The sequence below is a fragment of the Kitasatospora misakiensis genome (assembly GCF_042656005.1).
Taxonomy (GTDB): domain Bacteria; phylum Actinomycetota; class Actinomycetes; order Streptomycetales; family Streptomycetaceae; genus Kitasatospora; species Kitasatospora misakiensis.
In genome coordinates, this window is the sequence record NZ_JBHSOF010000039.1 from 19353 (window position 1) to 33653 (window position 14301).

Annotated in this window: 13 protein-coding genes and 1 pseudogene; 7 read left to right on the top strand and 7 right to left on the bottom strand. The window is 71.2% G+C overall.

From position 1 onward, the window contains the following. The first annotated feature begins 141 nt into the window (after positions 1–141). A complete protein-coding gene (locus tag ACFP3U_RS25745) occupies positions 142–1455 on the top strand; it encodes a sensor histidine kinase (protein ID WP_380228031.1) in 1314 nt (437 codons plus the stop codon). After that, positions 1440–2096 carry a response regulator transcription factor gene (locus ACFP3U_RS25750; RefSeq protein WP_380228032.1) on the top strand — a complete coding sequence of 219 codons (657 nt, stop codon included), beginning with the start codon at positions 1440–1442 and terminating at the stop codon, positions 2094–2096. Before ACFP3U_RS25745 ends, ACFP3U_RS25750 begins: the two co-directional genes overlap by 16 nt. A gap of 22 nt (positions 2097–2118) precedes the next feature. On the opposite strand, the gene ACFP3U_RS25755 is transcribed toward ACFP3U_RS25750, so the two are convergent. The 6 genes from ACFP3U_RS25755 to ACFP3U_RS25780 form a co-directional block, all read right to left on the bottom strand. Next, entirely contained in the window at positions 2119–2874 is a 756-nt protein-coding gene (locus tag ACFP3U_RS25755; RefSeq protein WP_380228034.1) for a hypothetical protein, read from the bottom strand. A gap of 433 nt (positions 2875–3307) precedes the next feature. Next, the gene (locus ACFP3U_RS25760) at positions 3308–4459 is read right to left on the bottom strand and encodes a hypothetical protein (RefSeq protein WP_380228035.1); all 1152 of its coding nucleotides are present in this window, start codon (positions 4457–4459) and stop codon (positions 3308–3310) included. 9 nt (positions 4460–4468) lie between these two features. Then, the gene (locus ACFP3U_RS25765; RefSeq protein ID WP_380228036.1) at positions 4469–5143 is read right to left on the bottom strand and encodes a histidine phosphatase family protein; all 675 of its coding nucleotides are present in this window, start codon (positions 5141–5143) and stop codon (positions 4469–4471) included. A gap of 13 nt (positions 5144–5156) precedes the next feature. Further along, the gene (locus ACFP3U_RS25770) at positions 5157–6230 is read right to left on the bottom strand and encodes a hypothetical protein (RefSeq protein WP_380228037.1); all 1074 of its coding nucleotides are present in this window, start codon (positions 6228–6230) and stop codon (positions 5157–5159) included. Next, positions 6187–7089, bottom strand: coding sequence for a phosphotransferase (locus tag ACFP3U_RS25775; RefSeq protein WP_380228038.1), 903 nt, complete (start codon positions 7087–7089; stop codon positions 6187–6189). Before ACFP3U_RS25775 ends, ACFP3U_RS25770 begins: the two co-directional genes overlap by 44 nt. Before the next feature lie 35 nt (positions 7090–7124). After that, complete coding sequence (locus ACFP3U_RS25780; protein ID WP_380228039.1) at positions 7125–7799, bottom strand: ATP-binding protein; 675 nt, start codon at positions 7797–7799, stop codon at positions 7125–7127. Positions 7800–7816: 17 nt separating this feature from the next. Here ACFP3U_RS25780 and ACFP3U_RS25785 point away from each other — a divergent pair, with 17 nt between their 5' ends. The 4 genes and pseudogenes from ACFP3U_RS25785 (at position 7817) to ACFP3U_RS25800 (ending at position 10550) form a co-directional block, all read left to right on the top strand. After that, positions 7817–7963 carry a hypothetical protein gene (locus tag ACFP3U_RS25785; protein ID WP_380228040.1) on the top strand — a complete coding sequence of 49 codons (147 nt, stop codon included), beginning with the start codon at positions 7817–7819 and terminating at the stop codon, positions 7961–7963. Positions 7964–8326: 363 nt separating this feature from the next. Beyond that, positions 8327–9588, top strand: a pseudogene (locus tag ACFP3U_RS25790) (helix-turn-helix domain-containing protein). Then, positions 9585–10136, top strand: coding sequence for a flavoprotein (locus ACFP3U_RS25795; RefSeq protein WP_380228041.1), 552 nt, complete (start codon positions 9585–9587; stop codon positions 10134–10136). The pseudogene ACFP3U_RS25790 and the gene ACFP3U_RS25795 overlap by 4 nt, the downstream one beginning before the upstream one ends. Before the next feature lie 3 nt (positions 10137–10139). Further along, positions 10140–10550 (top strand): NUDIX hydrolase, encoded by a 411-nt coding sequence (locus tag ACFP3U_RS25800; protein WP_380228042.1) that lies wholly within the window; start codon positions 10140–10142, stop codon positions 10548–10550. Between the two features lie 424 nt (positions 10551–10974). Here ACFP3U_RS25800 and ACFP3U_RS25805 read toward each other — a convergent pair whose 3' ends face one another. Further along, positions 10975–12306 carry an MFS transporter gene (locus ACFP3U_RS25805; protein WP_380228043.1) on the bottom strand — a complete coding sequence of 444 codons (1332 nt, stop codon included), beginning with the start codon at positions 12304–12306 and terminating at the stop codon, positions 10975–10977. Between the two features lie 330 nt (positions 12307–12636). Here ACFP3U_RS25805 and ACFP3U_RS25810 point away from each other — a divergent pair, with 330 nt between their 5' ends. Further along, positions 12637–14295, top strand: a complete 1659-nt coding sequence (locus ACFP3U_RS25810; RefSeq protein ID WP_380228044.1) for a hypothetical protein — start codon at positions 12637–12639, stop codon at positions 14293–14295. Positions 14296–14301: the final 6 nt, after the last annotated feature.

Genomic DNA, 14301 nt, shown 5'->3' on the forward strand with positions numbered 1-14301 from the left:
GTTAGGAAGCGCCGGGCCGACGCGGTATCCGTCCAGACCCACGGGTGGGTGGGGCTAGCCCCACTCCCCGGCTGACCAGGGCGGTAGCGGGCTCCGCGTGGTGCACAGTGGGAGCACCGAACGGAGAGCGAGGGGAGAGTCATGAGACAGCTGAGTTCGTGGCCGGCGCGCGCGGGCGTGGGGTTCGTACGGGCGTGCGTCGTGGCGGTCATCAGCATGCTCGTCCCGGCCCTGTGGGCCGCCGCCGTGGCGCTGGGGATCCGGTGGGGAGCGGGAAACCCGTGGTCGTGGTTGGCGCCGGTCGTGCTGGTGTGCGGGGGCACGCCCGCCCTGGCCCGCCCGGTCTGCCGGACGGTCCGCTTCCTCGTCGCGAGGTGGACGGCCACCGTCATCCCCTCCGGGTACCGCCACGCCGGGCCGGTGACGCGGATGTCCACCGGGTACTGGTGGAACGGCTTCAGCTACGAGCGCACCCGCCGCGATGCCCTCCTGGACCAGAAGTGGCGGGTCCGGTGGAGCGACCCCGCCAACTGGCGCGACCTGCGGTTCACGGCGATCGCCCCGTTCACCGCGGGCCTGGTCGCGTCCCTCCCGCCGGCCGGGGTGGCCGCGGCGGTCCTCGGGCTCGGCCGGCCGGAGCCCGCCGCGCGCGTCGTCGGGGCGCTCGGCCTGGTCGTGGCCGTCGCCGGCGCCCCGTACGCCTGGCGGTGCGTTGTGCCGGTGGCCGTCCGCTTCCTGCGCCCGTCACCCGCGATGGCACTGGCCGACCGGGTGGACGAGCTGACCGCCCAGCGCGCGGACGCGACGGTCGCCCAGGCCGCCGAGATCCGCCGGATCGAGCGGGACCTGCACGACGGGGCGCAGGCCCGCCTGGTCGGGCTCGGGCTCTCCCTGGCGACCGCGGAGAAGCTGCTGGAAACCGACCCTGACCGGGCCAGGACCCTGATGCGGGAAGCGCGGGCCGGTGCCACCGCGTCACTGACCGAGCTCCGCGAACTGGTCCGGGGAATCAACCCGCCCGTGCTGAGCGACCGCGGGCTCATCGATGCCGTTCGCGCTCTCGCCCTGGACAGCCCGCTCGAAGTGGCGCTCAGCACGGACCTTCGACTCAGCGCGGACCTTCGACCCAGCGCGGACCTTCAACTCGGCGCGGACTCTCGACTCAGCCTGGACCCGCCGATCGAGTCCGCCCTGTACTTCGCCGTCGCCGAACTGCTGACCAACGCGGTCAAGCACGCCCGTGCGACCCGGGCCCGGATCTCCATCACCCAGGACGACACCGGCATCGTCATCGATGTCGAGGACAACGGCCGCGGCGGAGCCCGCCTGCGAGCCGACGGCGGACTCGCGGGGCTGCGCCGCCGCCTCGCGGTCTTCGACGGCACCCTGGAGATCACCAGCCCGGAAGGCGGCCCGACCAGGGTGAGGATGATGGTGCCGTGCGAATCGTTGTAGCCGAAGACCTCTACCTCCTGCGCGACGGGATGGTTCGCCTCATCGAGGCATACGGACACCAGGTGGTGGCGACCGCGGCCACCGGACCCGAGACGCTGGACGCGCTGTTGACGTGGCGGCCGGACGTCGCCGTCGTCGACGTCCGCATGCCGCCGACCCAGTCGGACGAGGGCCTGCGGGCGGCGCTCGCCGCCCGCGGCGAACTGCCCGGACTGCCGGTCCTCATCCTTTCCCAGTACGTCGAGCAGCTGTACGCCCGCGAACTCCTGGCCGACGGCGCCGGCGGCATCGGCTACTTCCTCAAGGAGAGCGTCTTCGACGCCGACCAGTTCATCGACGCCCTGGAACGCGTCGCCGCCGGCGGGACCGCCATGGACCCGGCCGTCATCGCCAAACTCCTGTCCAGCGGATCCTCGTCTCAACGGCGCGAACGGCTCGAACGGCTCACCGAACGCGAGCACTCCGTGCTCGGCCTCATGGCCGAAGGACTGTCCAACCAGGCCATCGGCCAACGGCTCTTCCTCAGCGAAAGCGCCATCAGCAAGTACACCACCTCCCTGTTCGGCAAACTCGGCATCACCGACAACGACAACAACAACCGCCGCGTCCTCGCCGTCCTCGCCTACCTGAACAGCCCCTGACGCATCTCTGGGACAGCGTGTCTCAGGCGGCGATGTGTGCAGGCCGACTGCCGGTCATCGCGGAGCGCAGGGCGGTTCGGGCTCGGGCGGCGCCTGCGGTGGCGATGTCCGCCCCCTGGCCGGGCGTGGGGGTTCGGGTGGTCAGGCCGGCGCACGGGCGGCAGATGCCCGGCCGGGGCACGGGGTCGTGGCACTTGGCGCATTCGGCGTACCGGGCCGTTGGCCGTGCGGCGGGCCGGGCGGGCTGGGCGGGCGGCATCTTGTGCTCCAGGCGGTAGCGGAGCAGGGCTGCCGCCGAGTGCATCGGGACGGGCAGGCCCGGCAGCAGGGCCTGGGCGAGGTCGGCGTGGGCCGCGCCGCGTTGCAGCCACTGCGCGACGAGGGGCGCGAGTTCGGCGGCTTCGGCCTCGCCCAGGCGCAGTCGGGGCTCGGGCCGGATCACCCGGAACAGGGTGGCCACCGCTTCGCGGACCTCGTCGGCCGCCTCGGAAGCCTCCTCCCGTTCTTCGGGCTTGCCGTCATCGGCCGATCTCGCGGGGAGGGAGGGTTCTTTGCGCCGGTTTTTACCAAGAGGGCTGCCAGCGCGCCCGGCAGCCGCTCCACCGGGCGCCGGACGGGTGTCATCCGGCGCGGACCACGGCGTGTCGTACACGTGGGTCTCGGTGCGGATGGTGCCGTCGGGCATACGGATCTTCTCGACGCGGTAGTACCCCGCGTCGGTCAGCTCCTTCAGGGCCTTGCGGATCGCGCCGCGGCCCTGCGGACTGGAGTCGGCCATGTGCCGACCGTCCTCCCGCCAGCCGTCGGGGCGGGAGAGGAGGTCCGCGAGGGCCGCGGGCGGTGTAGGACAGCCGCCGGTACTGGAGAACGGCGTTGGGCAGCACGGTGAAGTTGCGCACGTGGGCGCTACGATGGACACGCATCGGGAGTCTGGCTCCTGTTGCCGGACCCCGGGGTGTTGGTAGCACCGCCGGGGTCGCCTATTTTCTATTGGACTACGGAACGTACCACCGTGGTTGACGTGGCATCAGGAGTTCCTGGAAACCTCGCCTCGTAAGGGTGAAGCTGGGCCGGGTTCAGCCGAGGGCCGAGGTCAAGCTGGTGCGGCTGTCGGCATGGAAGCGGGCGGCGCGATGTTGATGCCCAACGGCCCTCCGAGGGCTGCGGTTTCGGGCTCGTAGATGCCGGGTGGCCGGGTTGGTGCAGAGACCTCAGTCGCGTCCGGCTCCACCGCGGTGCCCAGAAGTATCTCTGAGGGCAGTCATCACATTGGCCAGGGCTTGCTTATCCGTGATCCATTCCGTGTCTCCGGCGGAGACCGAGCGCTGAACGGCTTCGAAGACGGCTTCGTCGGCCGCAACGACAGGCTTGGCCGCCAGGTGTGCCCGCATGTATTGCTTGAAGAGTGCGGGAAGTTGGTCGGGCCGAGTTCCAGTCTTGGCCCTCAGGGAGAAGATTGGGAGGAACCACTTCTCGAAGCAGTCCTTGATCTCCTCAGTGGCTCGGTATGCCTCGTGCAACGGCCGCAGGCTTGTCATGTGGTCGTACGGGAGGTGGCCGTGTAGGGCGTGCTGAAGCCGGATACCGCCGTGTTCGCGGAAGTGCTGGCCATGGGCGGCGATGTGGTTGGCCGCGTTCTCGGTGATGGTCATGATGGCTACGTCGGCCTGCCGCCTTCGGGCTGCGGCGAGGACGGTGGCGTGGATGCCGGCGCGCGGGTCGAGGACGAGGCCGTTGAGGCCGAGCGGCGAGAGGTCGATGCCGTGGTCGCGAGTTCGAGAGAGGATCAGGCGCTGGGCGACGTTGGCAGCGGTGTGCTGGAGGTGCTTGGGCTGCTGGCGGTGGCTGGCGTGGATGTCCGAGCGGTCGAGGACGGGGCGGTCCCTCGCGAGTTCGGCCACGAGGTGGAGGCCTGAGCGGCCTTCGGTGTCGGTGCTGCCACAGGCGTTGCAGGGGTGGTTGCCGCTGCCGGTCATGTGGCCGCAGGCTCGGCAGGTCGGGACGGTCTCGCGGCTGATAGTCAAAGTGCCGAGGCGGAGGTTGTTCTCGATCATCTCCAGGGCGAGGTCGGCGACCTCGCCGTCGGCGTCGGTCATGATGCCGCCCACCGGGGACGGTCCGGGCGTGTACTTGTCGGCTATCAGGTCGGCCTCGAACCGCTGGCGGGGGATCTTCCCGCCGTCGACCTCGCGGTAGCGAAGATCTCCGGCGAGGGTGGCGGTGTTCCACAGATGGGGTGCGGGCGGTAAGTCCAGGATGGCGTTGAGGGCGGCGGCGAGGCGGATGCCCACGGCCTTTCCGGGGCGGGTGGCGAAGGTGAAGGGGCCGTTCTGGACGGGCCCGTTGAGGAACAGGTGTCGCACGGGATCCTCCTAGATCGGCGGGGTGGTGGTTCCCGTCCGGGTGAACCGGCCGTCGTGCAGCTCGTAGTGGAGGATCGCGGCGTTGGGCATCTTGCCCTTCCGCTCCTCGGCGAGGATCTCGGGTAGGGAGCAGGCTTCGAGTAGGGATCGGAGCGCCACTGCGGCGGTCTGGTGAGTGAACGCGATGACAGTGCGCGCTTCGTGGAGTTCGGTCTGGGCGAGTGCTGCAAACTCGGCGGCTCGGGTGAGCACGCCTTCGGCGAGTGACTCGCCGCCGCCCGGCGCGGTCCAGATGTGCTTGCGCAGGCGACGCTCCTCAGCGAGCTCGGGATAGCTGTCGTACAGCTCGCGCTTTGTCATGTAGGTCGCGTCACCGTAGTGCTGTTCGTCCAGGAGCGTCGTCTGCTGGGGCCAGCCGTCGGGGAGGTCGGGCAGGGCGATCGCCGCGGTGTCGATCGCCCTGCGGTAGGTCGAGGTGTAGACGTGCGGCTCGGGGCCCGCGAGCTGCGGGAGGACCTCGGCGAGCCACCGGGCCTGCCGGAAGCCGCGCGGGGTCAGGCCGACGACGGTGCGGGAGATTGCGTGCGCGGCGGCTCCGCTGTAGGGGCGGGGGTCCTGGTAGAAGCCGTTGTACTTGTCGGCGTTCTCGACGGACTCGGCATGCCGGATGACGAGCAGGGGCATGGGGCGTCGGCTCCTATCCGGCGAGGTTGGCGACGTAGGAGCCGCTGACGGTCCAGGGGGTGAGTTCGATGCCGAAGCCGCTGCGGTCGCCGTCCTGGGTGTGGACGAGCTTGCCGGCCAGGTGCACGGTGTCGCCGGTGCGGAACGCTCCGGTGTAGGCGCCGAGGTACGAGCGCATGTGGGTGATCCGGCGGGCGAAGGAGTCGGCCTCGTCGATGGTCGAGCTGAGGATGGTCTTGACCTTGATCCCGTAGACGGCCGGGGTGGTGAGGCCCTCGGCGTGGTCGGTGATTCTTGCGAGGAGCGAGATCTCGCCGATCTCCTTGGAGGAGATCCGGGCGAAGGTCCTGTCGCGGTCGGAGCGGATGGGCTCGCAGTTGATGTGCGCGCCGGCGCCCGCGGTCAGCCCTTGGAGCTTGCGGCGCTCCTGCCTGATGAGGGCGTCGAAGGAACTGCCCTCCATGTACTTGGCCCGGCGGATGTACAGCCGGGTCAGGTCGTCTCCGTCGTACGGTCGGATCAACTCGGCCTGCTGGAACAGCGCCTGTGCGGCCTGGTATCCCTCCGGTCCGTAGCAGACGAGGTCGATGTCCGAACGCTCGTTGAAGCAGCCGACCAGGAAGGAGCCGGTGACGCCGATCACACCCTGGGCATCGTTCGCGGTGATCCACTCGGTGATTGCCAGGAGGTCCTTGCCCGCCGGGTTGTCGGCGACCGCGCCAGGCTCCTCGTGGATGGCCGCGAGCGCCTGGCGGCAGGAGTAGTGAACAGCCACGTCCTCGCGCGGGATGCCGGTGATGACGCAGCCGAGGGTGTCGGAGTAGACGTAGCACTCCGGCCTGCTGGCCAGGATGCCGAAGGACTTCGACACGACACTGTTCTGCCGGTAGGTCCGGCCGAACAGCCGCCGGTCGCCCTTCTCGTCGGGGTGGTACTTGACGTAGCCGAGGTAGTGGCTGCCGGGGTGGCTGTCGCCGATGACCTTGAAGACGACTCCGTGGTGGTCCATCAGGTAGTCGCGGTCGCGGACGGTGGGGACCGGCCTACCGGTGTTCAGCGGTGAACCGTTCCAGAGTGGGGAAGGCACCGGTGTCGATCGTGTCGGACGACTCATACTGATCAAGTCCCATCGTGAAAAGGGTGCGGCGGTACTGCCACTTGATGTGCTTGTCGTGCCGTGTGGGGTCAGTGGGCCGCATGAGGGCGAGGAAGAAGAAACACTTGACGAGCAGGAAGTCGCCCAGGTGCTCGCTCACCCGTTGCCCGATCAGGGATGCGGTGGTCTCGTCGAGCGCTGCGGTGTAGGCGGCGCGCTGTTCCGGGGTGATCGTGTAGCCCTTGCCGCCGCCCTTGAAGGCCACTATGTCGAGCGCGGGGTAGACGTCGTAGCCGAGCGGGACCGGTCCGTGGTGCTGCCAGTCGATGACCCCGGCCTGGAGGACGTTGGGCAGGCCGTAGTCCAGGTGCCCGTGCACCATCGGGAGCCGGGCCAGCCGGTCGATGGCGTGCTTGACCGCCTCGTGGACGCGCGGGGTGTCGAAGTCCGGGTTCTCCTCGAAGACCTCGGACGCGAAGGCCGCCTTCTCGAACCACGGCGTGACAGGGAGGGGGTGCCTCGCCTGGGCCTGCAGGAGCCTCGATGCGACGGCCGCCGCCGTGCTGATCACCTGGTAGCTGACCTGACCGTCCTGCCTGGCGTCGGCCAGCGCTTCCTCGTGCAACGAGCTGTCGCCGATGGCGCGCTCGATGACGAAGTAGCGCCCGTTCTCCGATCCTCTGTTGACGATCTCCGGCACCGGGTAGCCGAGGCCGGCAACCAACTGCTGGAACTCGGCCTCCGCCCGCAGATCCTCGCCACCGGTCCGCTTGTAGAGCAGGCCATCGGCCGACCTCCACACCGCGCCTTGGGTGGCGGTTCTGTCCTTCACGAACTCCCAGTCGCTCATCCATCCATCCTTCCGTAGCGCCGAGTTGGCGTGGATCAGATACGGCTGTGTCGGGCAGGTCGCCTGGGGTTGGGCCGACCGCCCCCGGGGGAAGGGGCGACCGGCCCCGTCGCCGCCCGGCCGGTGTGCCTGCATCGGTACGGGCGGAGTCGTTGGGCACGCGGCGGGCGGTGCCGCGAGAACCACCTGTACGCGCGAGCGCTGGGCCAGGCAGGCGAGTGGGGACGGGGCCTGGGACGGTCGGTGCGGACGAGGCTGGCGATGAGTGCCGCCCTTCGGGCCGAGCGAGGGTGCGCGGGTACCGCGACAGCGGGCACCGCCAGTTCGGCCCAGACCTTCTTGCCATGGGTCGTCGGCTCCGCGCCCCAGGTTTCCGACAGGCCCTCGATCAGCAGCATGCCTCGACCGGTGGTCAGTTCGTCGTTGCCGAAGTTCGCGGCGCCGGCAGGCATCCGGCGCGACGGGTCGTACACCTCGATCACCACCCGGTCCCCGTCCGGTGACAGGTAGATGCCGGCGAGCAGTCTCCCCGGCGCGTGGATGACCGCGTTGGCGAGCAACTCGTCGGCGACCAGAGCGATGTCACCAAGCGAAGTCGGGTCGATCCCCCACGAGCGGGCGACGCGGACGACGGCTTCCCGCGCTGGTGGGACGTGGTCACGCCTGGTGCCGATGAACGAAATACGCCGAGTGTGGGTGAAGACGGTCACCGGTCACCGTCGCAGGCTTGGACAGCATCGACGACGCTGTTGCACGGCCAGGGGCCGCGGCCGTCACTGCACCGGCCGTCCTCGAACTGGTGGCGGTCGGGGACCTCTCGGGCGTGGGTGCTGGCGGTGGCGAGGCGCTCGCGACGCGCGGCGGCGCGGTCTGAGGGGCTCGCGGTTGTGTTCGACGCCCGGCCGACTTCCGAAGCGAGAGGAAGGGCCGCTGCGTCCCGCTGGTGCGCGGTGTCGCCCCTCTGTGCGTTCGAGCGGAGGGTCATCGACACTTCTCCTTAGCCACTGGGTGAAGCCGCGCATGCGAGAGACCGCAGATGGGCCTCGGTCATGCGGGAGCGGGGAATCGCGAGCTGCGAGGGTGATCGAGCTGCTGACGACCAGACAACTCCATCTCGATGCGCCACTGTTAGGGCATGCGCTCCGCGTGCATGATCCATGCAGATCGTGCATGACGGGTTGTCCTGGTGCGGCTACGCTCGGCTCACCAGGCAGGATCAGCATTGGCAGGAGAAGCCATGTCGCAGACGGCCAAAGGACACTCCGCAGCGGGCGGGATCGGAGAAGTAATCCGCCGCGCACGGGTGTTGAGCGGGCGGTCGCAGGCGGATGTGGCCACCGAACTGGGCTACCACCAGTCGAAGATCAGCCGGCTGGAGAGCGGCAAGGGGACGCAGGACATCGATGTCCTGCGCGCTGTCGCAGCCGTGCTCGACATCCCGCTGGGAAGCCTCGGCCTGTCCTCCCATACCAGTGCGGACAGCAGGACGGACGACATGCACCGTCGCAACTTCTTGGCCGCGAGCGTCGTCGCGCTCGCGGCCCCGACACCTACTCCTCGCGTGGGGATAGAACTGGTCCAGGCACTGCTGCCCGGACCCGTTCCAGCTGAGCACGCGCCACAACCCCTGGCCGCACTCGCATCCCGGCTCTCCCAGGCGCGGAGGCTCTTCTACACCTGCCGGTACGCCGAGCTCGAAGGCGCGTTGCCGTCGCTGATCGCCGACCTTCGCCAGGCCCAGGACGCCGCCCGCGGCGGCGATCAAGCCCTGTCCGGGCTGCTCGCGACGGCGTACCAGACCGCGGTGAGCCTGTTACTCAAGCTCGGCGACCACGGCAACGCCTGGCTCGCGGTGGGCCGTGCCATGGCTGAGGCCGAACGGAGCGCCGACCCCGTCGTGATGGCCTCCAGCGTCCGCGTCCAGGCGCACGTCCTCGCGCGCGACCGGCACACCGCGCCAGCCGTCACCCTTATCCGGCACACCGCCGACCAGCTCTCCGGCAGCTACGACCGGCGCACGCCTGAGTACCTCGCCGCACTGGGGCTCATGCTCCTTCGCGGTGTTACGGCGGCGACCGTGCCACCACCGCCGAGTTCCTTGCCGAGGCTCAGGAGGTCGCGCGCTACGTCGACCTCGACGGCCCCGAAGCGTGGGCTAACTTCAGTCCAACCAACGTCGCGCTCCACTCGGTGAGCGCCTCGGTCATCCTCGGCGACGCGGGAACGGCGCTGGAAGCCGCCCAGCCCCTGATGCGCAGGCGCATCCCGGTCCCCGAGCGCCGGGCAGCACTGTGGGTGGAGGCTGCACGGGCCTATAGCCAGCAGGGCAGACTGGCCGAGGGATACAAGGCGCTCAGGATCGCGGAGAGCTGTGCCTCGGAGGACATCCGCCGACGGCCCAGCGTGCTTGAGCTGGCCGGTGACATGGCCGCTCGCGACCGGCGTGGCGCCGTCCCGGAGCTTCGTCGTTTCTGCCAGGAGTTGGGAGTTCAGGTTTGACCGAGCACCGTGAGCCGTTCCTCTATGTCGTCGTCTGCGCGTCGGGCATCGCCGACGGAGTGGGCGAACTGATCACCGCTGCCCATTCCGAGGGCTGGGGAGTCGGCGTGATCGCGACCCCGAACGGACTCGGGTTCATAGACCAGGAAGCCATCGAAGCCCAGACCGGATACCCGATCCGCTCCGCCTGGCGCACGCCGAGCATCCCCCAGCCGCTGCCCCCGGCCGACGCCATCGCCGTCGCCCCGGCCACGTTCAACACCATCAACAAGTGGGCCGCCGGCATCTCCGACACCCTCGCCCTCGGCATCCTCTGCGAGGCGTACGGCCTCGGCATCCCCGTGGCCGTCCAGCCCTATGTCAACTCCGCCCAGGCCGCGCACCCCGCGTACGGGGAGAGCCTGGCCCGGCTCCGGTCGATGGGCGTCCTGATCGGTGACTACGTCCCCCACAAGCCCAAGGCCGGTGGGGGCCGCGACAAGTACAACTGGACCCACGTCCTCGACCTGCTCCGCCCCGTGGCGGCCTCAGCGGCGGAGAGGGAGTAGCCGATGGTCCCGGTTTCGGACGGGCCGCCAGGGGTCGCTGCCGCGATCGTGATCCGGGAGGGTCGGGCGCTGATGGTCCGGCGGCGGGTCAGCGAGGGCCGGCTCTTGTGGCAGTTCCCGGCGGGCAAGATCGAGCCCGGCGAGTCTCCCGAGGAAGCGGCTGTCCGCGAGACTGCGGAGGAAACGGGGCTGAACGTGGCCGTCGTCAAGATCCTCGGCGAGCGCGTTCACCCTGAGACTGGCCGATGGATGTCGTACACGGCCTGCGAGATCGTCAGCGGCACCGCTGCTGTCGGTGACCCACGAGAGCTGGCCGCACTGGCGTGGGTGACGCTTGCAGAGATCCCCGAATACGTGCCGTACGGGCTCTTCGAGCCGGTGCAGGCGTACTTGGACATTGCGCTCGTTGTTTGAGCCCGCGGCTCCAGGGCGGCCACCCACTGGATGGCCGCCCTGGATATCAAACTGCCGGACGGCGGTTGCACCGGCGTCGCCATGAACCTCGTCCGCATCGATGCCTGGCTGACCGACGCGCGCGGTGTCCGCACCCGTACTCTCCCAGCTGGCAGCGCTCCGCCCGCTGGATCAAATCCAGCGGGCGGAGATGGGACCGAGCCCTCTCGTCTCTGGCAGGTACGTCGCCCTGCTTCATCAGCGCCACGTGCCGCCTGACCGGGCGGCACGTGGCGAGGCCGGGGGCGGGCACCCGCTGGTAGGTGGGTGGGGGGTGGATGGTGGTGGCCGTACTCAACAAAGCGGATCACGCGCGGGTGTGGAAACGCCGCTGCCCGGGACTCCTGCGGAAGTCCCGGGCAGCGGCGTTTCGTGGTGCGGGGGGTCAGGCCGTCCGGGGCTTGCGGGCGACGGCGACTGCCAGGGCGGCGCAGAGGAGGGCCGCGACGGTGGCGAAGCCGCTGACGGCGGGGAGGAGGCCGTAGGTCTGGACGAGGGCGCCGACGGCGATGATGGGGGCGGAGCTGCCGAGGTAGACGATGACCCAGAGGGCGGAGAGTTCGGAGCCCCGGCGTTCCGGGTTCATCGCGGCGACGGCGGTGGTGAAGAGGGAGCGGAAGGCCACGCCCTGGCAGATGCCGCCGAGGACGCTGCCGATGAAGAGCAGCGCGGGGGTCTCGGTGTACTGGGCGGTGACCACCAGGCCGAGGCCGGTGGCCAGGCCGGTCATGCCGAGGGCGACCACCAGGCGGTCGGCGGTCGGCGGGACGATCAGCTGGGCGAGTGCCGAGGAGCCGAGCAGCAGGGCGGCCACGATCGCGCCGGTCAGGTGGGAGTCGGTGTGCAGCAGCTTGGCGGAGAAGGCCGGGGCGAGGGCCAGGTAGACGCCGAAGACCCCGTACGAGATGAAGCCGGCACCGGCGGCGAGCAGGAACTCGCGGCGACCGGCGCGGGGCAGCCGCAGGCGCTGCGGGCGCAGGTGGGCCGGGGTGGTGATCCGGGGCGGGGAGGCCGGCGGGCGGTTGCGGCCGGGCATCCGCGGGTGGACGAGGGCGAGCGGCACGCACAGTGCCAGCACGGCGATGGCGTGCAGCAGGAAGGGCGTCAGCAGCGGGTCGGAGCCGTTGGCCAGCAGGGCGCCGACCACCGGGCCGAGCGCCACGCCGCCCGCCGAGCAGGCCAGGGTGAGCTTGGCGGCCAGGGTGGGCCGGTCGGGCAGCAGGTCGCCGAGGGCGGCCCCGGCGGCGCCGGTGGACAGGCCGACGGCGATGCCCTGGACGGCGCGGCCGGCGGCGAGTTGCCAGAAGCTGCCGGCGGTGGCGAACACGACGTCGCCCGCGGCGGCCAGCCCCACGGCGGGCAGGATCAGGGCGCGCCGGCCGAGGTGGTCCGACCAGTGGCCGACCACGGCCAGGACGGGGACCAGCGCGAACACGTAGATCGTGAAGAGGATCGTGGTGTCGAGCGGGCCGAGCCCGAGGCGCTGCTGGAGCAGCGGGTAGATCGGCGTGGCCAGGTTGGCGCCGATCAGCAGGAAGAGGAGGGCGAGGCCGACGAGGCCGACGCGGACACCGCGCAGCGCGTTCCAGCGGCTGACGGCGGCGAGTCGGAGCTGGGCGCGCGGCGCGAGCTCCAGGGGAAGCAGGGCCTCCGACAGTCGGCGCCCGTCGAGCTGCGCGGTGCGCAGGGCGGGGCCGGCAGGGGAGAGGTCCGTCACGGCAGGGGTCTCCTGTGGCCGGGCACCACCGGGGTCGGCGGGGTGTGCCGGCGCGCCCGTCCGGGGGGCGCTGTGGTGGTGGCCTCGGTACGGGCTCCCTGGTGGAGCGGGTGAGCTGGAAGGGGGGCTTCGTTGCCCGTCGGCGCGCGCGGGGTGTGCGCGGTACCGACTCCGAAGGATAAGGGGTGGGCGCACGGCTGCGGCGCGCGCCCCTGGAGGCCGGGCATCGGGGGTGCCCGGCCTATACGCTGAGGTAGTGGGCCGGTACGCGGAGCTGATCTCCGTGACCGCGGCCCCGCTGACCGCTCGGCGTAGGGAGAACGCGCAACGATGGCCGCACGACGTCGCAGGAACACCGGCACCTCGTCGGCGGGCGCACCGGGCGAGGGCGCGGTGCTGCCCGCCGACCTGGAGCTGCAGGATCTGTACGGGGCGTTCGCCGAGCACGGGCTGGACGACGACGACCTGGACGACTCGGCCGTGCTGGTGCCGCCGGTGCGGCTGCCCGCCGAGTCGGAGCTGGCCGAGCAGGCGAAGGCCGTGCCGATGTTCGCCTGGGCGCTGAAGCTGGCCCGCTGGACGGCCCCGCACCGGGCGGTCGACGAGTTCGGCGACCTCACCGGCCCGGACCGGCTCCCGGCCGCCCGACTGCTCGGCCTCGCCCCCGAGCAGCCCGAGCAGCCCGAGGAGGGGAACGCGCAGGAGGAGGCGGTGGTCGAGGCGATGCGCGCCTGGTCGCTCGCCTGCGACCTGGACCTCGTCGAGATCGGCACCACGGAGGCCGGCGAGCACGTCGCGGTCCCCGGCCCGGACCTGGAGCCGGCCGAGGAGGGCGACGCCGAGACCGTCCTGGAGCTGTGGCTGACCGCCGCCGGGATCGTCCGCGAGCTGGCGGTGGAGGCGGACTCCCAGGAACTGGAGCCGGCGAACGGCGGCGGCGGCGACGGCGAGGAGGACGAGGAGGGCCTCGGCGAGGTCGAGGACGCCCGGGACGAGGCCGCCGAACTGCTCGACGAGGCGCTCCAGGTGCTGTACGAGACCACGGCCTTCGCCGAGCCGGGCACCGAGACCGTGCCGCTGGGCGTACTCGCGGCGCTGCTGGTCGTCCCGGAGGGCGAGGAGCCCAGTGACGAGTTGCTCGGCGACATCACCGATGTGATGGTCGCCCTGGACCCGATGCTCGCGGACCTCGCCGAGCTGGGCCTGCTGGACTACCGCCCGATCGACCCCGAGCTCTTCGACGAGGAGGAGGGCGAGGAGGCGGGCGAGGCGTCGGGCGCCGGCCGGTCGGAGGCGGAGCCGGCGGAGCTGGACGAGGCGGAGTCGGCCCGGTTCGGCCTGGTCCGGCTCACCCCGCTCGGCCAGTACGGGATCCGGCAGTGGCTGCTGGAGGACGGCTACGACGCGCCGCTGGTCGGCGACCTCGCGGGCGGCGACGCGGCGGCGCTGCTCCGCGGGATCAGCGAGGCCGCCAATGTGCTGCCGGAGGAGGAGCTGAAGGTCTGGCTCACCGACCGGGAGCCGGTGGCGGCGGCGCGCGAGCTGCTCGCGGCGGCGCGCGGGAACGACGCGTACGCCCCGGTGCGGCGGATGCTCTGCCAGTCGGCGCTGACCGTGCTCGGCGCGCCCGCCGAGCCGGCCGTCCGCGAGGTGCTGGACGATCCGGAGCTGGGCGGCGGCGCGCGGGCCTGGCTGGTCGCCCTCGGCGCGGCGGAGGTGCCGGCGCCGGACCGGGCGACGGCGCTGTGGACGGTCGTCGACGCCTTCGCGGCCCAGCTGCTGGACACCGGCGGTGATCCGGAGCAGCTGCGCGAGCTGGTCGCCGAGCTGCCGGTCACGGACGCGCCGGCGGACTACTTCGCCGAGCTGTGGCGGGTCGACCACCCGTACACGGCGGACGTGCTGGAGGCGGTCGGCGAGCTGCACCCGGACCGGGCGGTGGCCAAGGAGGCCCGCAAGGCGGCCTTCAAGGCGCGCTCGCAGGGCTGACCCGCT